The sequence below is a fragment of the Metallumcola ferriviriculae genome, from assembly GCF_035573695.1.
In the GTDB taxonomy this organism is placed as follows: domain Bacteria; phylum Bacillota; class JADQBR01; order JADQBR01; family JADQBR01; genus Metallumcola; species Metallumcola ferriviriculae.
This window is the reverse complement of record NZ_CP121694.1, coordinates 2,790,491-2,810,303: the sequence shown is the minus strand read 5'-3', so window position 1 is coordinate 2,810,303 and position 19,813 is coordinate 2,790,491. Positions and strand designations below refer to the sequence as shown.

The 19,813-nt window shown below is 46.4% G+C and carries 16 protein-coding genes; 15 read left to right on the top strand and 1 reads right to left on the bottom strand.

Annotated features, from left to right (window positions below; genetic code table 11):
- Nucleotides 1-510: 510 nt before the first annotated feature.
- Complete coding sequence (locus tag MFMK1_RS13870) at nucleotides 511-672, bottom strand: hypothetical protein (protein ID WP_366922288.1); 162 nt, start codon at nucleotides 670-672, stop codon at nucleotides 511-513.
- 897 nt (nucleotides 673-1,569) lie between these two features.
- Between MFMK1_RS13870 and MFMK1_RS13865 the strand changes: the two genes are divergently transcribed.
- From MFMK1_RS13865 to MFMK1_RS13795, 15 genes are all read left to right on the top strand, one after another.
- Entirely contained in the window at nucleotides 1,570-2,973 is a 1,404-nt protein-coding gene (locus tag MFMK1_RS13865; protein ID WP_366922287.1) for a hypothetical protein, read from the top strand.
- Nucleotides 2,974-3,322: 349 nt separating this feature from the next.
- A complete protein-coding gene (locus tag MFMK1_RS13860) occupies nucleotides 3,323-5,449 on the top strand; it encodes an acetate--CoA ligase family protein (RefSeq protein WP_366922286.1) in 2,127 nt (708 codons plus the stop codon).
- A 91-nt stretch (nucleotides 5,450-5,540) separates the two neighbouring features.
- Nucleotides 5,541-6,770: a CaiB/BaiF CoA transferase family protein gene (locus MFMK1_RS13855; RefSeq protein ID WP_366922285.1), complete on the top strand. Its 1,230-nt coding sequence runs from the start codon at nucleotides 5,541-5,543 to the stop codon at nucleotides 6,768-6,770.
- Between the two features lie 58 nt (nucleotides 6,771-6,828).
- Nucleotides 6,829-7,041 (top strand): hypothetical protein, encoded by a 213-nt coding sequence (locus MFMK1_RS13850; protein WP_366922284.1) that lies wholly within the window; start codon nucleotides 6,829-6,831, stop codon nucleotides 7,039-7,041.
- A 142-nt stretch (nucleotides 7,042-7,183) separates the two neighbouring features.
- Nucleotides 7,184-9,301 carry a sigma 54-interacting transcriptional regulator gene (locus MFMK1_RS13845; RefSeq protein WP_366922283.1) on the top strand — a complete coding sequence of 706 codons (2,118 nt, stop codon included), beginning with the start codon at nucleotides 7,184-7,186 and terminating at the stop codon, nucleotides 9,299-9,301.
- A 417-nt stretch (nucleotides 9,302-9,718) separates the two neighbouring features.
- On the top strand, nucleotides 9,719-9,880 hold the full coding sequence (locus MFMK1_RS13840; RefSeq protein WP_366922282.1) for a hypothetical protein: 162 nt from the start codon (nucleotides 9,719-9,721) through the stop codon (nucleotides 9,878-9,880).
- Between the two features lie 16 nt (nucleotides 9,881-9,896).
- Nucleotides 9,897-11,015, top strand: coding sequence for a sodium ion-translocating decarboxylase subunit beta (locus tag MFMK1_RS13835; RefSeq protein WP_366922281.1), 1,119 nt, complete (start codon nucleotides 9,897-9,899; stop codon nucleotides 11,013-11,015).
- 62 nt (nucleotides 11,016-11,077) lie between these two features.
- The gene (locus MFMK1_RS13830) at nucleotides 11,078-11,290 is read left to right on the top strand and encodes a biotin/lipoyl-containing protein (RefSeq protein WP_366922280.1); all 213 of its coding nucleotides are present in this window, start codon (nucleotides 11,078-11,080) and stop codon (nucleotides 11,288-11,290) included.
- Between the two features lie 40 nt (nucleotides 11,291-11,330).
- Nucleotides 11,331-12,488, top strand: a complete 1,158-nt coding sequence (locus MFMK1_RS13825; protein ID WP_366922279.1) for an acyl-CoA dehydrogenase family protein — start codon at nucleotides 11,331-11,333, stop codon at nucleotides 12,486-12,488.
- Between the two features lie 30 nt (nucleotides 12,489-12,518).
- Entirely contained in the window at nucleotides 12,519-14,276 is a 1,758-nt protein-coding gene (locus MFMK1_RS13820) for an acyl-CoA carboxylase subunit beta (protein ID WP_366922278.1), read from the top strand.
- Nucleotides 14,277-14,392: 116 nt separating this feature from the next.
- Nucleotides 14,393-15,319 carry an enoyl-CoA hydratase/isomerase family protein gene (locus MFMK1_RS13815; RefSeq protein ID WP_366922277.1) on the top strand — a complete coding sequence of 309 codons (927 nt, stop codon included), beginning with the start codon at nucleotides 14,393-14,395 and terminating at the stop codon, nucleotides 15,317-15,319.
- 263 nt (nucleotides 15,320-15,582) lie between these two features.
- Nucleotides 15,583-15,990, top strand: a complete 408-nt coding sequence (locus tag MFMK1_RS13810; protein WP_366922276.1) for a PaaI family thioesterase — start codon at nucleotides 15,583-15,585, stop codon at nucleotides 15,988-15,990.
- An 87-nt stretch (nucleotides 15,991-16,077) separates the two neighbouring features.
- Complete coding sequence (locus MFMK1_RS13805; protein WP_366922275.1) at nucleotides 16,078-17,508, top strand: sensor histidine kinase; 1,431 nt, start codon at nucleotides 16,078-16,080, stop codon at nucleotides 17,506-17,508.
- Nucleotides 17,501-18,145 carry a response regulator transcription factor gene (locus tag MFMK1_RS13800; RefSeq protein ID WP_366922274.1) on the top strand — a complete coding sequence of 215 codons (645 nt, stop codon included), beginning with the start codon at nucleotides 17,501-17,503 and terminating at the stop codon, nucleotides 18,143-18,145. The genes MFMK1_RS13805 and MFMK1_RS13800 overlap by 8 nt, the downstream gene beginning before the upstream one ends.
- A gap of 251 nt (nucleotides 18,146-18,396) precedes the next feature.
- A complete protein-coding gene (locus MFMK1_RS13795) occupies nucleotides 18,397-19,779 on the top strand; it encodes an aspartate aminotransferase family protein (RefSeq protein ID WP_366922273.1) in 1,383 nt (460 codons plus the stop codon).
- Nucleotides 19,780-19,813 lie beyond the last annotated feature (34 nt).

Sequence of the window (19,813 nt, the reverse complement as noted above, 5' to 3'; positions counted from 1 at the left end):
TTAACCCCGGGTTCTCCGGGGTATTTTTTTGTTTGCGAGGCATGATGCCGAGCCAATGGTTTGAAAGAAAACCTGTCACCTAGCTAATGGGAAGACAAGCTGTAAGCAAGGGCGTTTCGGCGACGAAAGGGTCTGAAGGAAGCCGATGGCGGTGGTTGGAACGGAACGATAGTGAACCAATGTTGGCATATGTAGTGGATAATCCTCCAAAAAGGGGGGACGTCCCAAAATCATCTTAGCTACATATGTTTTGATAGTCGTTTTAACTACAGGCGAAGCAACTACATATTGTGATCCGAAAGAGCCATCAGTATGATGTTTTAGAGCCACCTTGTGCATCTGAGGGAGCCACCTAATGCATAGGAGAGAACCACCCCGCTAAAGGCGCTCTTGGTATTGAAAAAACGATGCGCATGATTACGGGACAGCGAGAGCGTTTATGCCGCGTTATCCCGATGTTTTTGTTATCCCTAAGATTTACGTAAATATGATTAGACTTACTGATACAAACTAGTTCAATGATTGGTAGATCATAATCTTCGGGATAACAAAAAGCAAAGAACTACTTAAGGCACACAACTTTAGAAGCATTTCTTCATCGCCCTGCCAAGCAGGTTTAGGGTGATTATTGCCAATCATTGAATTTGCTTTTTCAAGTGCTGTTTTGAGCATCGAAACATCCGCTTGACATAGATATTCGTGGTGTTCACACAGGAGTGCCCTAAAAATTCTTAATGTACGCCACTATCACTATTATCTGAATGGCTAGGGCATGCACAAATAGATACAACATTAACTTATTATGCTAATGCTGACACTAAGATGTAACAGAAGGCCATCGAAAAGCAACGTCTAGCTTAAACCCGCTATTCAATGATGATATCGATATAGATTGGGAAGATGATTAAGAAACTTTGTGGTTTAGTATAAAAAGTTATCCCGACTTTTTTAATGAATACATGGAAATTAGATAAAGACAATCGGTTTTCAGGATAACAAAAAAGTCGGGATAAGTTCTCTGGGAGCAAAGAAGCCGGGAAATTATTCCCGGCTTCTAGCTACTCGATAATAACTTGACAAAAAGGTGCCTGGCACCATTTCAATTATTCTACAAAATACCAAAAATTTCGACAAATTTCTACATAGCGGAACAGGAATTTACCTTTCTTCAGCGAATATAAGTCTAAATGCCCGAAAAGACAGTGCTCAACGGGGTAGTATAATCAGCTTGTGAAAAATTATATTACCTGTCAATTGCCTCAATTGGCAAATATTTTGCATTTCATAATCGATGCCGACCCTTTATCATAGTTATAGAGTGGCGCGGGGACGTTTGGTTTTAATAAGGAACCCCAATTCTCTAAAGATTTCGTAAAATCATTTAATGGGATTGGTAATAGGATTGTGAAGAAAATTACTACCTTGCAATTAAGAATTTTTTAAATTTTGCAGCATCAAATCTCAGTATTGGACGGGGGTGCATAACCGGCTAAGCAGAAAAGTCTTGACATCATGTCGTGCTGGTAAAGTAGTTAATCTTTCCCGATTAAACTAGGAGGTGCTGAACCAATGGTAACAATGACAATGGCTCACTGGCTGTATATAATTGGTGTGCTGGTAGTAGTTTTAACAATGCTTTTTAGACGTAATGTTGTTATTCCCTGTGTACTGTTTACTTTTTTAATTGGTTCCTATTATTTGGGCAGTATGGTTGGCGGCGTTCAGGTAGTATTTAATGCCAGTTTGGTCGCTGCAAAGGAATTATTTAGTATCTTTTTGATTATTGGTTTGATGGTTGGCCTGCTGAAGGCCATTAGTGCTGAGGGCGCAGACGAAATGATGATTAAGCCCATGAAAGGCCTAATGTCCACTCCTTTGGTAAGTTATCTAGTGATTATTGTTGCTACTGTTATTATTTCTTTATTCTTCTGGCCCACTCCGGCAGCACCGCTGCTGGGCGCGTTGCTAATTCCTGCGGCAGTTGCCGCTGGTCTGCCGCCAATGATGGCCGCTATTGCTTTAGCCTTAGCCGGTCAGGGTATGACGCTGGCAGCTGATACGTTAATCCAGGCAGCACCTGGTATCACTGCCGGTGCAGCAGGTGTGCCGGTGGAAATGTTGACTTCCAAAGCTACTCTGCTGAGTCTTATCGCCGGTGTTATCGCTTTGTCAATGGCGTGGTTTATGAATAGGAAAGAAATCAAATCATTTAACCCGAAGGCTCATGAAGCGGAAATGGCCGCTACCAAAGAAGTGGCAGCCCAAGAAGTGGCTCAAGGTAAAGAGCAGGCTGACCCCGTCAAAGGTAAAATTCTGATATGGGTTCTAGGGATTTCCATGCTGGCAGTGATAGTATCAATGTTCGCATTTGATATTAAAGGCGGCGACTCCTCAGCACTGCTGGGTGGTGTAGCAATTTTGGTTATTTCCTTTGCAGCCATGCTCAGTCACGGTGCGAGAGGTTTGGATACTGTGGCGGACTATATTGCTGATGGTTTGGTATTTGCCTTTAAGGTAATGGGCCCTATCATTCCCATCGCCGGTTTCTTCTTCCTGGGTGGTGCCGAAAGTGCTCCCGCCATTCTTGGCGACGGCGCACCCGGTTTCTTATTTGATGTAGGTAAGATAGTGGCAGGAGTAATCCCCGCCAATGGCTTTGCTGCCGGATTTGGCTTGCTGATCCTTGGTGCGATCACCGGGCTTGACGGCTCTGGTTTCTCCGGCCTGCCGGTAGTTGGTACCTTGGCCGGTGCTATGGCCGGTGGCAATGCCAACGTAGCCGCTACATTAGGTTCCTTAGGTCAGATGGGTGCTATCTGGTTTGGCGGCGGCACCTTGGTGGCCTGGAGTTCTCTGGTAGCAGTTGCCGGTATCTGCGGTGTTTCGGTGTTAGAATTGGTCCGTAAGAATATGATACCGGTACTGACGGGACTGTTTGTTACCACTATCTTTGCCGTAGTGTTCATGATGTAGTAAGTTTTAAGATATAACCAACCATGCTGCAGCTCATCGGGCCATGGCAGTGATGGAGTTCCCTTAGAAGCTGTGCGGGATTTGTCCCCCGTGCAGTTTCTTTTTTTTGCATCTAATTCGCGAAGTATGAAAGAGAGCTAATGAGGTTTCAACAGCAGCCCGTGATGATTAAAGCATTGATTGATGCAAAATTGCAGTGAAGATATTGTCAAATACGCGTAGACGCAGTAATAGGCAGTGAAACAGGCGGCTTTATCCCACAAACTAAGGGGTTTAAGAGGCTTGAGGGTGCTGGCACAATAGTTGCATTAATATATCCAAAGCAAAAATGTTAAGGAAGGTGATTGATTTGGATAAATTTTTTAACCCTCGGTCTATTGCAATAGTAGGTGCTTCAAAAGACTTCACCTCAATTAGTGGGAAGCCCATAAAGTACCTGCTGGAACACGGATATGCAGGAAAAATATATCCGGTTAACCCCAAATACCAGGAAATTGGTAATTTCAAATGTTACCCCGGTGTTGCAGAAATTCCCGGTGAAGTGGACATGGCGTTAATCGCCATTAATTATAAGCGGGTGCTGCAGGTGCTGACAGATTGTCATGCTAAAGGGGTCAAGCATGCGGCAATTTTTAGCTCCGGGTTTGCTGAGGCGGGCGAAGAAGGAAAGAAGCTGCAGCAAGAGATTACGGCATTGGCCAAAGAAACCGGTATGCGGGTGCTGGGGCCAAACTGTCAGGGTATGGTCAATCTACCCAATAAGATTACTGCCGGCTTCAGTGCGTCGCTGGAAAATAAACCTCTGGTGCCGGGCAGTACCGGCTTTGTCACCCAAAGCGGAGCGCTTGGATATTCGATTTTCAATATGGCCCAGGAATTGGGCGTGGGTTTCAGCTATATAGTCAGTACCGGTAATGAGGTGGACCTGCATTCTTTGGAATTGATGGAGTACATGATGGAGGATGACAGCACTAATCTGTTGGTGGCATACCTGGAGGGCATCAAGGATGGTGACACCTTCAAAAGGGTGTCGCGGCGGGGATTAGAACTGGGTAAGCCCATTGTGGCTTTAAAGGTTGGTCGAACCGATGTGGGTCAAAAGGCGGCGTCTTCACATACTGCGTCACTGACCGGCTCTGATGATGTCTTTGATGCATTCTTCAGGCAAAATGGCATTATCCGGGTAGATGATATCGAGGACATTATCGATATTGCCGGTTTGTTTAATAATATTCCGCTACCCGAAGGCAAGGGATTGGGTATTGTCACCACCTCCGGCGGTGCGGGAATTTTGGCGGCGGATACTGCAGTGGCGATGGGATTGGCTGTACCGGAGCTTGATGAAGCTACGCGAGCGAAAATCGGTACAGTTATTCCGGACTATGGTTCTGCAATGAACCCGGTGGACGTCACCGCCCAGGTAATTAACGACCCCAAAGGGTTTATGAAAGTATTGGATGCTATGCTTGATAGCGATAATATCGATGGCTTGGTAGTGGTAATCACTATGATTGCCGGTACTGCCGGGGAGCGTTTGGCCAGAGACATTACTGATATATCCCAGCGGGCCCAAAAGCCCATTGCCATTTGCTGGACTGCCGGAGACCGTCTAATGGATAATTGTTTTGCCATTTTGCGAAAGGGTGAAGTGCCGTATTTTAAATCTCCGGTACGCTGTGTAAAAGCATTAGGTGTGTTGATGAATTACGGCTATTTCCGCGGTCGCTGGCAGCAGCGGGATGAAGTCGAAGCAGGGGTCAGTGCGTCAGCAAAGACTAGGTCGGCAGAGCCTGCCCGGGAATTTTTGTCTCGGTGTGACCACCGCCTTACCGAGCATCAAGGCAAACAGCTGCTGGCTCAATTTGATATCCCGGTAACCCAGGAACAGGTGGCCAGGACTGAAGCTGAGGCACTGGAAATTGCCGGGCGGCTTGGTTTTCCGCTGGCGGTAAAGGTGGATTCTCCGGATATTATGCATAAAACTGAAGCCGGGGCGCTAAGGCTTTTTATTAATAGTAATGAAGAATTGGTGCAGGCTTTCAATGAAGTGATGGAGAATTCCCGGAAGTATGCACCCGATGCGCGTATTAACGGTGCTTTGGTGCAGGAAATGGTGGAAAAAGGTACGGAAGTTATCGTGGGCATTAATAATGATCCCCAATTCGGGCCGGTGGTAGTGTTTGGTTTGGGTGGGATTTTTGTAGAAGTATTGAAGGATATATCCATGCGCGTGGCGCCCTTTAACCACGCCCAGGCCATGGATATGATCAAGGAAATTAAAGGTTATGGTGTGCTGGCCGGTGCCAGAGGCCAGGCGCCGGCAGATATAGAGGCGCTGGCAGATGTGCTGGTCAAGGTAAGTCGTATGGCCGAAACCATGAAAGATGAAATTAAGGAACTGGATATTAACCCGCTGTTGGTACTCCCCCAAGGAAAAGGGGTAAAGGTTGCTGACGCATTAGTGATAAAAAAATAACTTTTAAAGTGCGTGTTCGAAAAGGCGCTTATTCTTGAGTGACTTTTCGAACATCCTCTTAAAGTAACACTTACTGGAGGTTTGATAAAGAATGAAACCGCTGCAAGGGATAAAGATAGTGGACGCGACGACGTTTTTATCGGGGCCTTATGCCACACTGCTGTTGGGCGGTCTGGGCGCGGAGGTAATCAAGGTGGAAAATCCCAAAGGGGGAGACCCCAGCCGTATCAGTCCGCCATTTGCCGGGCCGGAAGGGGCTGCGGGCAGCAGGCAGTCCGACGATGACCTTTCTTTTGGTTTTTTAAAGCGCGGCCGTAACAAGAAAAGTGTTACGCTGAATCTAAAGACACCGGAAGGTAAAGAGATTTTTAAACGTCTGGCTAAAGAGGCGGATGTGGTGATGGAAAACTTCCGGCCCGGCACGATGGATCGGCTGGAGTTGGGCTGGGATGTGCTTAAAGAGATCAATCAGCGGCTGATTTACTGTTCCTTATCTGGTTTTGGCTTAAGCGGTGAATATGCCAAACTGCCCGCTTTTGATATTGTCATTCAAGCCATGAGTGGTATCATGAACATTAACGGCGAAGCGGGTTCTCCGCCGGTTAAGGCCGGACTTACCTTGGGAGACTTGGCCGGCGGGTTATTTTCTACCATCGGTATTTTGGCGGCCCTGCAGCAGCGCAGTGTTACCGGAGAGGGCCAGCTGGTAGAGGTATCCATGCTGGATGCCATGATTGCTATGCTGATGGATGAAGCCCATGATTTTTGGGCTGCCCAGGGCAACGATCTGCGCATGGGTAACCGCCTGCTGCGCCTGACACCGTTTAATTCTTATGCTGTCAGTGATGGCTATATAGTGATTGCCAGCGGTAATGACACCCACTGGCAGCGGATACTGAAAGCAATCGGTCGGGAAGATTTAATCGGTGACGAACGCTATGCGGTGCAGGCGGCGCGTACGGACCGGGCAGACGAAGTTGATGAAATCATAAAACAGTGGTCTGTCACCCAGTCAGCGGCTGAGGCAGTGGCTAGACTGCAGGAATTTGACGTCCCCTGTGCACCGGTTCGTGACTTATCCCAAGTACTGGCAGATAAGGAATTGCGTCAGCGGGGGAGCCTGACAGATTTGATTCACCCGCTGACCGGAGCGGTAGATGGTTATACCAGTTGGGGCATGCCGATGAAATTTTCCGGTGCTCAGGCGGACTTTGATCAGCCGGCACCACAGCTGGGCGAACACAATCAAGAAATTTTCGGTGACCTGCTGGGAATGTCAGCGGCAGAGATAGCTGACTTAAAAAATAGTGGTATTATCTAGCATTTGTTTCTGTTAACATTTTGATGAAAAAGCTTAAAGTTATTTTGAATATAAATTGATGCGCAAAAATATCACGGCCGCGATTGTTGTCGTGATTTTTTGTATTGAGCGGGTTGAGGAAGTCCTATCGGCCGCACAGGATGTATATACAAACCCTCAGGTAATGGCCTGGATGATGGACGAGTTTGCTAAGCTTAAAGGACATAATGAATTTGGTGTCATTACCGGCAAACCAATTATCGTCGGTGGTTGGTTCACTGGGCCGGACTGAGGCCACAACCGAGGGGACTGTCCACGTAATAGAGCAGGCTTTTTAGCCGTGGCGTTCTTTTCCAACGCTAATTAAGAGGGAATACCTCGGTTTTCTAGAATAATACTTGGAAGGATAGGTTTGTCTCTTGAGGAGGAGTACTATGTTGGTGCGTCAGATTTGTAACAAGAGATGTGTGGTAATAGAAGAAGATGCAGTGGTTGCAAGTGCTTTGAAAAAGTTGGAGGCAGCGGCGATTCCGATGGCGCCGGTATTGGATGAGCAGCAGAAAATTCGCGGGGTTGTATCTTTAGAGGTTCTGCGAGGAGCTGCCGCTAACCGCCTGCTGGCCAATACGCCGGTGGCCGGGGTTATGTCCGAAGACTTTTTAAGTATTTCCGATGATGCCTCCTTGGATTCGTTGTGGGAGCTGCCGACATATTACCTGGTAGTAATGGATAGTCAGGCCATGCCTTGGAGCATAGTCACCAAGGACCAAATCGGCGGCAGTTTATTTAGAAGTATTAAAAAAAGGGCCGATCAGCTCGAGAATGTCCTGGAATTTGCCCATAACGGCATTATTGGCATTAATAAAGAAGGGGTAGTAACCGTATATAACCGGGCAGCGGAGGAAATTATCTGGCGGAAAAAGAAGGATGCCCTTGGCAGGCATCTTTCCCAGGTAATTATCCCCCAGGGCTTGTTGGATATATTGGAAACCGGAGAGGTACAGTTGGCCCATAAATTTACGGTGGAATATGCCAATCACATTCGTACCTACATGACTCACCGAACACCGATTTTCGCAAATGGAGAAATAATCGGTGCTGTGGGTGTTTTTCAGGATATTTCGGAAATAGAAGCTATTTCTAATGAACTCAATTCAGTGAAGCAGTTGAACGAAGAATTGCGCACCATTATTGACGCTTCTTATGACGGTATTCTGGTGGCCGATGCTGAAGGTGTGGTTCATCGGGTTAACGGCGCATTTGAGCGAGTCATGGGTATTGATGCCAAAGATATCTTGGACCAGCCGTTGGATAAGGCAGTAGATAATATATCTACCACTATTGTGGCAGCGGTAACTACCAGCAAGAAACGGCAGTCCACTGTGGTAGAACGTGCCGGCAGCCAGCTGTTGTTGACCGGCAATCCGGTGCTAGATAAAAAAGAAGAGCTTACCCGGGTTGTCATCAATGTGCGGGATTTGACGGAGTTAAATGAACTGCGCAGTCAATTAGAGCAAAGCGAGGAACTCACCCGCCGCTATCATTCGGAACTTAATGAACTGCGTAATCAACTGATGGAAGAAAAGGGTATAGTGGTGCATTCCGCTAAGATGAAAAAGGTCCTGGACCTGGTGCTGCGTGTGGCCCAGGTGGATTCTACAGTGCTTCTTTTAGGTGAATCCGGCGTGGGTAAGGAAATTGTCGCCAAGGTTATCCATGCTAACAGCAAACGCGAACAGGGCCCCTTCATTAAGGTGAATTGCGGCGCCATACCCGAAAACCTGTTGGAGTCCGAGTTGTTTGGCTATGAGCCTGGTGCCTTTACCGGTGCAAGCCGTGATGGCAAGCTGGGTTTATTTGAATTAGCTCATAACGGGACACTGCTGCTGGATGAAATCGGCGATTTACCCCTGTCCCTGCAGGTAAAGTTATTGCGGGCCATCCAAGACCGTGAGATTTACCGGGTGGGCGGGCAGCAGCCGCGCCTGATAAATGTGCGTATTGTCGCCGCCACCAATCAAAATCTAGAAGAAATGAGACAAAAGGGTGAATTTCGGGAGGATTTATACTTTCGGCTGAATGTAATTCCCATCAACATCCCGCCGCTGAGGGAACGTAAAGAAGAAATAGTTCCGCTGGTCAAGAAATTTAAGAATCATTTCTGCGAGGTATACGGTTTGGAAAGGCAGCTTTCGCCGGAAGTCACTGATTGTTTTTGGCATTATGATTGGCCGGGAAATATTCGTGAATTGGAAAACATCATTGAACGCCTGGTGGTCACCAGCCGATTTCAGACAATTACTGTCGAGGAACTGCCGGAGCATCTGCAGGTGAAGGGCCGAAACGGCAGCCCCGGGCTGAATCTTTCCGGTATAATGCCGCTGAAGGATGCGATGCTGGAACTGGAAAAGCAGCTGCTGAGCCAGGCTTTAAAGGAATACGGCAGCACTTACAAAGCGGCTCAAGCCCTGGGTGTAAATCAATCCACCATTGTAAGAAAGATAAACCGTATTAAAGACGAATTTGGGATAGATCTTAACGTGAATTCTTAAATAATCTAATATCAAAAGTCACAAACATGGTGCTAAGCGTCCCTGCCATCAGGAGATTGAAAAATTGGCATTTTAGGACAGGATAATTTGGCTTATGATGGTTTTTTATCAATTACAGGGGTGAGGGGGGGCGATGCGCCGATGCAAAATCGCATTGAGCCAGGAAAATGTACTGAAAGTTTGCATGAGGAATGACATTGACTACTGATGCATTACTGCTCACTGATAGCCCTAACAGCTTGACAAATATACTATTTCTCAAAAAAAGCCAGCGGATTTTTCCGCTGGCACTTTTCTTGCTTATTAAGAGGAGAGTAAGTATTATGTCGATGTTTTGCAAGCACAAGTGCTCAAGATTTATGTGCGATGCCTTATTCAAAAGCTTACTAAAAGGAGGTGAACCCGTCAGGGGAGCCTATGACAGATTGGAATTTGGCCGTTAAAGTATTTTTTAGCGGTATCGCCGGAGTATTTATGGTGATGGTGGTGCTGCAGATATCTATTGCTGTAACATACCGGGTAGTCAAATTGATTGAGAGCAGTACAAAAGCAGAAGAAAAGAAATCACAAGCATCATAGGACGGAGGAATGAGGAATGATTGACAGTATACAGCAAATAATTTTAACCAGCGGCTTGCCGGAGCTGACATATAAACATCTGATCATGTGGATTATAGCGGGAATACTTTTTTATTTTGCCATCAAAAAGGAGTACGAACCTTTACTACTGCTGCCCATTGCTTTTGGCATTTTGATAACCAATATTCCGGTGGCTAATTTAATGCAAGAGGGTCATGGACTTATCTGGCGTTTTTATCATTACGGCATTGATTGGGAGGTAATCCCGCCGTTGATTTTCTTGGGATTGGGCGCACTGACGGACTTTGGGCCGGTTATCGCCAATCCCAAGACGCTGCTTCTGGGTGCCGGTGCTCAGGTTGGCGTTTATCTCACCTTTTTCGCCGCATTGTTTTTGGGTTTTAGTGTCAACGAAGCGGCAACCATTGGTATCATCGGTGGTGCTGACGGACCCACCACTATTTATCTCGGTTCTAAGCTTGCGCCGGGTATGATCGGTGCAGTGGCAGTGGCCGCATACTCGTACATGGCGCTGGTGCCGGTAATTCAGCCGCCCATTATGAAACTTTTCACCACTGAAGCAGAGCGCAAAATAAAGATGGTGCGTTTACGTCCGGTGAGTAAGCTAGAAAAAATTCTTTTTCCCATTGTTACTACAGTGATAATTGTACTGCTTGTGCCGGCGTCTGCGGCGCTTATGGCCATGTTTATGATGGGTAATCTCTTTAAAGAAGCCGGTGTGGTCAAGCGCTTAACTGATGCGGCGCAAAACGAATTGATGAACATTATCACTATCTTTTTGGGGCTTTCCGTCGGTGCTACCATGACCGCGGCAAACTTCCTGCAGCCCAAGGTGATATTTATTTTCTTCTTAGGATTGTTTGCTTTTGCCATCAGCACCACTTCCGGCTTACTGTTGGCGAAGTTTATGAACTTGTTTCTTAAGCAAAAAATCAACCCGCTTATCGGTGCTGCCGGTGTATCTGCCGTACCCATGGCTGCCCGGGTAGTGCATAAGGTAGGTTCTGAAGCGAACAAGCAAAACTATCTGATGATGTTTGCCATGGGTCCAAATGTGGCCGGTGTGATTGGAACGGTGGTTGCTGCGGGGATATTTATTTCCCTGTTACAATAATGAGCATTCTATTAAGGCATTAAAAGGTTTACAAACCAAATATTTTAAGGAGGTAATTTATTATGGCAAAGCTATTGGCTCCAATGGAAGGAAAAGTTGTAGAGGTTAGCGTGAAGGACGGGGACACTGTGGAAGTGGACGATGTGGTATTGGTACTTGAGGCGATGAAAATGGAAACCCCGGTATTTGCTACTGACGCAGGTACCATCAAAAATTTAAAATTATCTGCCGGAGATACCATTAATGAAGAAGATGTAATCTGTGACGTTGAGTAAAATCAGCAAAACATTCTAAACCCTTGGGAGGGGAGAAATTATGTTTTTTGGATTAACAGAAGAACAACAAATGGTTCAGGATATGGCGAAAAAGTTTGCTGAAAATGAAATTTTGCCAACATTGGAGGAAGATGAGGCAAATCACCGCTTCCGCCCGGAATTGGTGAAAAAGATGGGCGAGCTGGGCTTTTTTGGCTGCGGCATCCCCGAAGAATACGGCGGAAACGGCATGGGTCTCTTGGAATCCGTAATTATGGCAGAACAGGTGGCCAAAGTTAGCGCTTCTTGGCGTCTGCCCTTTAACATGCAGAACATTGGCCCGTCGCTGACTGTGAATAAGTTCGGCACCGATGAGCAAAAGCAAAAGTATATTCCCGGCTGGGTAAGCGGCGAGAAGATTGGTTTCTTTGCCATTACTGAACCCAACACCGGTTCTGACGTGGCCAGTATGAAAACTACTGCCACTGACAAAGGTGATCACTGGGAAATAAACGGCCAGAAAATGTGGATTTCCAACGCTCACTTTGGTGACTATGGCCTTTTGTATGCTGTTACTGATAAAGATGCAAAATACAAAGGTCTTACCTGCTTTATTATTGACTTAAAGAATACGGAAGGTGTGGAAACCAACGGTATCGAAACCAAGGCCGGCTTGTATTGTGCTCCCACCGGAGAAATAGCCTTCGATGGCGCTAAAATTCCCAAAGACAGTGTCTTAGGGAAAGTAGGCGACGGTTTCAAAATTTGTATGTGGCAGTTGAATAATACTCGTATCGGCTGTGCCGCCGGTGGTTTAGGTATCAGTGCCGCTTGTGTAGAAGCTTCCATTCAATACGCCAATGAGCGTACTCAGTTTGGCAAAAAAATCGGCAGCTATCAAATGATTCAGGCTCAAATTGCAGAAATGGATGCCGAACATCACGCTACTCAGCTGTTGGTATACCGTGCTGCTTGGTTAAAGGATCAAGGCCTGCCCAATCAATATGAAACGTCCATTGCCAAGTATTATGCCGCTGAGGCTGCTGTTCATGCCGCCAATGAGTGCATGAAGATCTTTGGTTCTTATGGTTTTTCCACTGAATACCCGGCAGAAAGATTCTTGAGGGACTCAAAGTCACTGCAGACCGTAGAAGGAACCAGCAACATTCAGAAGCTGATAATTGCCGGTATTGCTTTAGGAGATGCCCCTAACAGGTAATTAGCCAAGTTTCACAAAGGAGTGAGTGTTATGGCTAGAAAACAAAAACCGTTAAGGCCTTATTTTGAAAAGATGCCGGACATCGGCAAAGAGTTAACTAAAAGAGATTTAAGTATGGGTAAGAGAAACCTTGCTGACATAAAAGAACAGGAAGACCTGATTGCTGAAGCGGTAAAAAAGGTGGAAGAAGCCGGTAAGCCTGCAGAAAAGGTCAGGGCGCGCGGCCAAATGACAGTCTATGATAGAATAGAATATTTGGTTGACGAAGGCACATGGTGTCCTTTGCACACCTTTTTTAATCCAGCAGATAATGAAGAGGGCTGTACTGCGGTAGTAGACGGTCTGGGTAAGATTGAGGGCAAATGGGCGGTAATCATTGGCTTTGATAACAAGGTTATTGCCGGAGCTTGGATTGCCGGACAGTCGGAAAACATTCTCAGGGTCACAGACATGGCCAAAAGGTTGAACATTCCACTGGTATGGATTACTAACTGCAGCGGTGTGAAACTGCCGGAGCAGGAAGACATCTATCCAAACCGCAGAGGCAGCGGTACACCTTTCTTTAGGCATGCCGAATTGAACAAGCTGGGCATTCCCGTACTAAACGCTATTTATGGTACTAATCCGGCCGGCGGCGGTTATCAAGGCATCAGTCCCACCATTTTATTGGCCCATGAGGGTGCCAATATAGCTGTTGGCGGTGCCGGTATTGTCGGTGGTATGAGCCCTAAAGGTCACTTTGACCTGGAAGGGGTCCAAGGGTTAATTGAGGCAACAAAAAACTTTAAAGCCAAGGCCCCGGGCCGGGTGGAAACTCATTTTGACCATACTGCCTATTTTAGAGAAGTGCATGAGACCGAGCAGGGAGTACTGGATGGGATCAAGGATTATATGAAAGGTATTCCGGCTTACGCCCCACGGTTTTTCCAGGTTGCCGAACCGGTAGAGCCAAAATTCCCCGGCGACGAGCTGAATTATATCCTGCCCATTAATCAAAAGCGAGTGTACGACTCTATCGAAGTATTGGCCAGATTGACTGATAACAGTGAATTCATGGAATATAGGCCTGACTATGGTCCGGAAGTATTTACCGGTGTAGCCAAAATAGGCGGATTCCCGGTGGGTGTGATTGGTAACAGACAGGGCTTCTTCAAAAATTACCCCGAATACCGAGGCGAAGATGCCACAGGGGTTGGCGGTAAGCTCTACCGTCAGGGCCTCATAAAGATGAATGAGTTTGTCACCTTCTGCGGCAGGGATAATTTACCCATTATCTGGCTGCAGGATACTACCGGCATTGATGTGGGCGACCCGTCTGAGGAAGCAGAATTATTGGCTTTAGGGCAGAGCGTAATCTATTCTATTGAAAAGACCGATCTGCCGATGATGTGTATCATGTTGAGAAAAGGTTCAGCCGCGGCTCATTATGTCCTAGGCGGACCTCAGGCCAATGAAAACAATGCCTTCACCATCGGCACGCCGCTGACCGAGATTTACGTGATGCATGGCGAAACCGCCGCAGCGGCAGCTTATTCACGCAGACTTGTCAAAGAACAAGATGCAGGCAGAGATTTGGAACCGGTGATTGAAAAAATGAATCAGATGGTGCAGAGTTACTATGATAAATCCCGCCCCATTTTCTGCGCTCAGCGCGGGTTTATCGATGAAATTGTCTCACTGCCGTTACTGAGAAATTACTGTCTTGCTTTTAGCGAAGCAAGCTATCAGAATCCCAAGTCAATTACCCCGGTACATCAAATGATTTTACCGAGGACTATCAGAGGATAAATAATTTAAGAAATAATAACACAGGCTGCGAAGTAACCCCCATTGTCCGCATTGTGGGGTTATTTCTTTTTTCGGCTGTTTCGGTGTCACCGTAGGTAGGGAATATCCGGTGTTCAATGATAAGTATTCGCGGTTTAACTGAAAGCGAACTAAACGGTATTGCTTTGTTTCGCAAAGAGCATGATAATTATAATAAAAGGGGTGAGAAGGAAAGAATGAATTTTAATGACATACTTTATAGTGTAGAAGACAGCGTGGCCACCATTACCCTGAATCGTCCCGAACAGTTTAATACCTTCAGTGACGACCTGCTCAAAGGCTGGGTTAATTACCTGGAAGAGGCCAGGGACGATGATACGGTTAATGTAATAGTAATCACAGGCAGTGGTAAGGCATTTTGCGCCGGCGGCGATGTAGCGGTAATGGAAAAGGGTGAAGGTTTTATTGCCGGCATTGCCCTGGACCCGGACGGTCCTACTATTGCTACGCAGCGAAAAGACAGTCTCATGAAGATTGTCCATCGGGTAGCGTATACCCTAGAAGGTATTGACAAGCCGGTAATTTGCGCTATCAATGGCCCGGCTATGGGTGCCGGACTGGATATGGCCTTGATGTGCGACATTAGAGTAGTATCCGATAAGGCCATTATGGGTGAATCCTATGTTAAGATGGGCTTGGTTCCCGGTGATGGCGGCGCATACTTTTTACCTCGTCTGGTCGGGCTTCCCAAGGCCCTGGAGATGCTTTGGTTCGGCGACATCGTCAAGGCCGACGAAGCCCTGCGCTTAGGTTTGGTAACCAAAGTTTTTTCTCATGGAAGCTTCGACGAAGAAGTAAAGGCCTACGCTGAGCGACTTGCCAAAGGCCCCCAGCTGGCCGTCCGTATGATTAAGCGGGCCGTCTATTCCAGCCTCAATACCGATATGCGTACCGCCTTAGACATGATTTCATCCCACATGGCCATCGTCTCCGGCTCAGCAGACCATAAAGAAGCCGTCAACGCCTTCTTCGAAAAGAGAGACCCTAACTTCCAAGGCAAATAACTTGACAAAATGGTGTCAGGCACCTTTTTGTCAAGTTATTCAATATTCAGATAATATTGAGGCGATTAGTCACGGTCGGGGACCAGCAAGCTGCCAAGTCTTGCGCTGCACCCGTAAAGGGCACGCCGCTCGACTAAGGCAGCAAGCTGCCAAGTCTTGCGCTGCGACGGGGGTGGGGATTGGTGCATGCCATGTTTTCTTTACAGGAAAAGCTCGCTTCATGTCGAAAGTAAGTAAATATAGGAAATTATGGGAGGTTGGTTATGGTTAGATTAAATGATTTGGCAGAGGGGTCATTTTGGAAATTAATTGACATGAAAATTGATTATAAGGGGGACGGCAGCGCCATGGTTCGAGTGTCTGTGTCGGAAAAGCACCGACAGGTGTACGGCCAAGTACACGGTGGTGTCATTGCTTCGGCATTGGATTCGGCAATTGCCGTATTAGTTAATCAGCAAATCGGTCCTGACCAGGGAGCCAATACAGTGGAACTAAAGGTTAATTATTTGCGCCCTGCCACCGGAAGTGGTCTGCGGGCGGAAGCGGAGTTGATCAAACTGGGCCGTACTTTAATCGTGGCTGATGCCCGCTGTTACGACGAGGATCAGGAAAAACTGGTAGCTTATGCCAGCGGTACTTATTATCGTTTTGATAAGAAGGAAAACAATTGAAATAGGCGCTAAAGGGAGAATAAAGGAAAGGGCATTGCCTGTGTCGAAAACTATAGTACTTAATAAAGCTGGCAGGCGGTGAGTGCATTGCAGTTTTTGCAAACTTTTTTTGAACAACAAAACCTGGTCGTGTTTTTTGTCTATGGCCAGGTTTATTTTCTCATGGGTTTCGCCATTTTAATTAAAAATATTACCCTGAGTGAATACACTCTCAGCAAAGATATCCGGCTGTTTGCATGGTTCTCCATTACCCATGGTTTGGCGGACTGGGCAGCGGCCTTTGTTCCCTATCAGCGGGAATTTTTGGGGGAGAGCCAATTTTTAGTGTTTCTCACTTTGGGCTATTTATTACTTACCGTTTCTTATATGTTTTTGATGGTATTTGGGTTAAAGGTGGCCGTGGCCCGTAAATATGACTGGCCGGTGCATTTCGTGGTGCCCACCGTGATATTTACATTGTGGGTAATTGCTTCGTTCTCTGTGCAACCGCTTCATCCTGATTATATTGAATGGATTGTAGCGACCAGCTCCTTCGCTCGATATTTTATTGGGCTGCCGGCAGGACTGGTGGCAGCAGCGGCCTTTTGGCTCCAAGCCAATAAATTTGATGGATTGGATATATCTTCCCATTTGACCCGGGCAATGCGGCTGGGGGCGATATTTTTAGGCTTATATGGTATTTTAACGGGTTTGGTGGTACCTGAGGCCAAGTTTTTTCCTGCATCTTTAATTAACTATAATTCTTTTTTAAAAGTAACGGGAGTACCGGTGCAAATCCTGCGTATGGTGGCGGGTATCGGCATCGGACTTAACATTATCCGCAGTTTGGAACTATTTGATGTGGAACAGCGGCGAAGGGTGGAAGAAGCAGAAAAACGGGAAGCTATTCTCAAAGAGCGTGAGCGTATCAGTCGAGAAATCCATGATGGTACTATTCAATCCTTATATGGTATCGGCTTGAGGTTAGAATTTGCCCAATCAATTATTGATAAGGAAGACAGTGAAAAAAATACAATCAAGGAGCACTTAGATTACTCAGTGGAAAAGCTGGCTGAGACAATTACAGACATTCGAGCATACATTATGAATTTACGCCACTTGCATTTTCGGGAAACTTCTTTGCGAAAAGATTTACAGGAGTTGGTACAGGATTTTCGTTTAACTAGCCTTACCATGCCTGAGTTTATCTATCGGGAAGAAGCTACACCGGGGCTGACACCAAAGCAGCGGACCCACCTTTATTATATTGTGCGGGAAGCTCTCAATAATATCCGGCAGCATGCTCGGGCTAAAATAGTAGTACTTGAAGTTAACATAAAGCCGAATGGGATTCATGTCAGCATTGTGGATGATGGTCAGGGTTTTAATACCAGGGAGGTAAAACTAGGGCGTCGCGGCATGTACAACATTGCTGAAAGAGTAAGAGAACTGAAGGGAACTCTTTCAATAGACAGTGAAATTGGCAGGGGTACGGAGATTAGAGTTATTGTACCCACAGGAGGCGATGACAATGGCTAAAATTAAAGTGATGATTGCAGACGACCATGAGATGGTGCGCCTGGGACTCAGCTTTATAATCAAGGCCCAGGATAACTTCGAACTAGTTGGAGAAGCCAGCGACCCTTCGGAGGCAGTGAAAAAAGTCAAACAGCTAAAGCCCGATGTAGTGCTGATGGATGTTCGCTTTCCCGACGGTAATGGAATAGAAGCTTGCCGCGAGATAATGTCGGATAGCCATAAAGTGAAAGTGTTGATGCTTTCCTCTTATTCAGACGATGAGGCTATAGTGGCATCCATCATGGCCGGTGCCAGCGGTTATGTCTTAAAGCAAATTGGTAAACAAAAACTGGTGGAAGCTATCGAAAGAGTCTATAATGGAGATTCCATGCTGGATCCGGCCATTACCGGGCGGGTGCTCAATTTATTGAAAAACCCAAACCAATTGGAGCAGCCGGGGTTGGAGGAATTAAACGAGACAGAGAAGAAAATCCTTATTTTCATTGCCGAAGGTAAAACTAATAAGGAAATAGCCCAGGAATTGTTTTTAAGTTACAAAACAATCAAAAACTATGTCAGTAATGTTTTAGCCAAACTCGGCCTCAGTAATCGGGCTGAAGCTGCGGCTTTCGCTGTTCGCCACCGTTTTAAACTTTAGTGCCGCCTGCCGGCACTTTTTTGATATAAAGGAAAGATCCACGGAAAAGCATTATTTTCATAGGAAACCCCCATGAAAAGCCCAGTCTCACAAAGTATAATAAAATACCTGCGAGCGTTATGGGTTGTGGATAATTTTTTATAGACGAGTATTCAGCGAAGCGATGAAATTGCAAGCAGGAATTATTTTCCGTCTAATGGAAATATATATTAAGGTATACTATTTAAATTAATTTGGGAGCGTGACGCAGTATGAACATGTTTACTTTAGAAGAAGCACTCAACTGGGATATTAAAAAGACAAGGCAGGAATACAAGGACCATATTAATCCGGTTTTGGCACAAATGTCACTGCTACTCAATTATGATCGCCGCTTTGTTCGGGCAGAAGGTACATACGTCTGGGACGAAGCAGGAGAAAAGTACCTGGATTTTCTTGGCTCTTTTGGTGCCTTATCTTTTGGGCACAATCACCCGGAAGTAATTGAGGCGGTAAAGCAGGTAAACAAGCTTCCTAACTACCTTCAGGTCAATCTCAATGCCGTCAATGCAGCACTGGCCCACAACCTTACTGAAATTATGCCCGGTAAGCTGCAGCATCTATTTTTTGGTAATAGCGGAACAGAAGCAGTGGAGGGTGCCATTAAAATGGCCCGTATTGCCAACGGCAAGAGTAAATTAGTTTCCACTAAGGGTTCGTTTCATGGCAAGACTATGGGAGCACTTTCGTTAACCGGTAAGGAAACCTACCAGAAGCCCTTTGCACCGCTGGTTCCTGATTGTATCCAAGTACCCTACGGTGAAGCTGAAGCGTTAGCAAAGGAAATGTATAAAGGTGATGTGGCCGCAGTAATTCTGGAACCCATCCAAGGTGAGGGCGGAATTATTCTGCCGCCGGACGGTTACCTCGGGGATGCCCGAGATCTTTGCGACCGCTATGACGCGTATCTCATTATTGACGAAGTTCAGACCGGTCTTGGCCGCACCGGTTATAACTTTGCCTGTGAGCATGAGAATATAGCCCCGGATATTATGTGTATGGCCAAGTCCCTAAGTGGTAGCTTGGTGCCTATCAGTGCCGTCGCTGCTACGGCAGAGATCTGGCATAAGGCCTATGGCAGTATGGAAACTTATCTGCTGCATACTTCCACTTTCGGAGGAAATACCGTAGCCTCAGCTGCCGCCTTGACCGCGATTAATATCCTGGTGAGAGATGACCTGGCACATCAGGCCCGAGAGAAAGGTCAGTATTTCTTAAATAAATTAGCACCGTTGGCAGACAAACACCAGCTGCTTAAAGAAGTGCGCGGCCGGGGCTTGATGATAGGCTTGGAGTTCTATCAGCATAAAGGAATGATGGATCGCCTCACCGGCGGCAGCCTCAATAAGCTGGCGGAAGAGTATACCGGCGCATTAATACAAGGTGAGCTGCTCAATAAACACCGGATAATCACAAACTTCACCTTAAATAACCCCAATGTAATCCGGCTTCAGCCGCCGCTCGCGGTAAGCTATGAAGACCTGGATTACGTGGTTGATGCTCTGGATGATATACTTTCCAAATATAAAGGGTTTGTAAATATCGCTTTCGGCAGTGCAAAAACAGCTCTGGGATCTATGTTTAGCAGACGCTAAAGAAGCTGCTATTTAGACCAATGTTTAGGCAAAA

Coding starts and splice junctions, on each gene's coding strand:
- MFMK1_RS13835 (WP_366922281.1), top strand. CDS start 9,897: ATGATTGACAGTATACAGCAAATAATTTTAACCAGCGGCTTGCCGGAG.
- MFMK1_RS13865 (WP_366922287.1), top strand. CDS start 1,570: ATGGTAACAATGACAATGGCTCACTGGCTGTATATAATTGGTGTGCTG.
- MFMK1_RS13810 (WP_366922276.1), top strand. CDS start 15,583: ATGGTTAGATTAAATGATTTGGCAGAGGGGTCATTTTGGAAATTAATT.
- MFMK1_RS13845 (WP_366922283.1), top strand. CDS start 7,184: ATGTTGGTGCGTCAGATTTGTAACAAGAGATGTGTGGTAATAGAAGAA.
- MFMK1_RS13840 (WP_366922282.1), top strand. CDS start 9,719: ATGACAGATTGGAATTTGGCCGTTAAAGTATTTTTTAGCGGTATCGCC.
- MFMK1_RS13815 (WP_366922277.1), top strand. CDS start 14,393: ATGATAAGTATTCGCGGTTTAACTGAAAGCGAACTAAACGGTATTGCT.
- MFMK1_RS13795 (WP_366922273.1), top strand. CDS start 18,397: ATGAACATGTTTACTTTAGAAGAAGCACTCAACTGGGATATTAAAAAG.
- MFMK1_RS13825 (WP_366922279.1), top strand. CDS start 11,331: ATGTTTTTTGGATTAACAGAAGAACAACAAATGGTTCAGGATATGGCG.
- MFMK1_RS13800 (WP_366922274.1), top strand. CDS start 17,501: ATGGCTAAAATTAAAGTGATGATTGCAGACGACCATGAGATGGTGCGC.
- MFMK1_RS13855 (WP_366922285.1), top strand. CDS start 5,541: ATGAAACCGCTGCAAGGGATAAAGATAGTGGACGCGACGACGTTTTTA.
- MFMK1_RS13870 (WP_366922288.1), bottom strand. CDS start 672: ATGCTCAAAACAGCACTTGAAAAAGCAAATTCAATGATTGGCAATAAT.
- MFMK1_RS13820 (WP_366922278.1), top strand. CDS start 12,519: ATGGCTAGAAAACAAAAACCGTTAAGGCCTTATTTTGAAAAGATGCCG.
- MFMK1_RS13850 (WP_366922284.1), top strand. CDS start 6,829: ATGCGCAAAAATATCACGGCCGCGATTGTTGTCGTGATTTTTTGTATT.
- MFMK1_RS13830 (WP_366922280.1), top strand. CDS start 11,078: ATGGCAAAGCTATTGGCTCCAATGGAAGGAAAAGTTGTAGAGGTTAGC.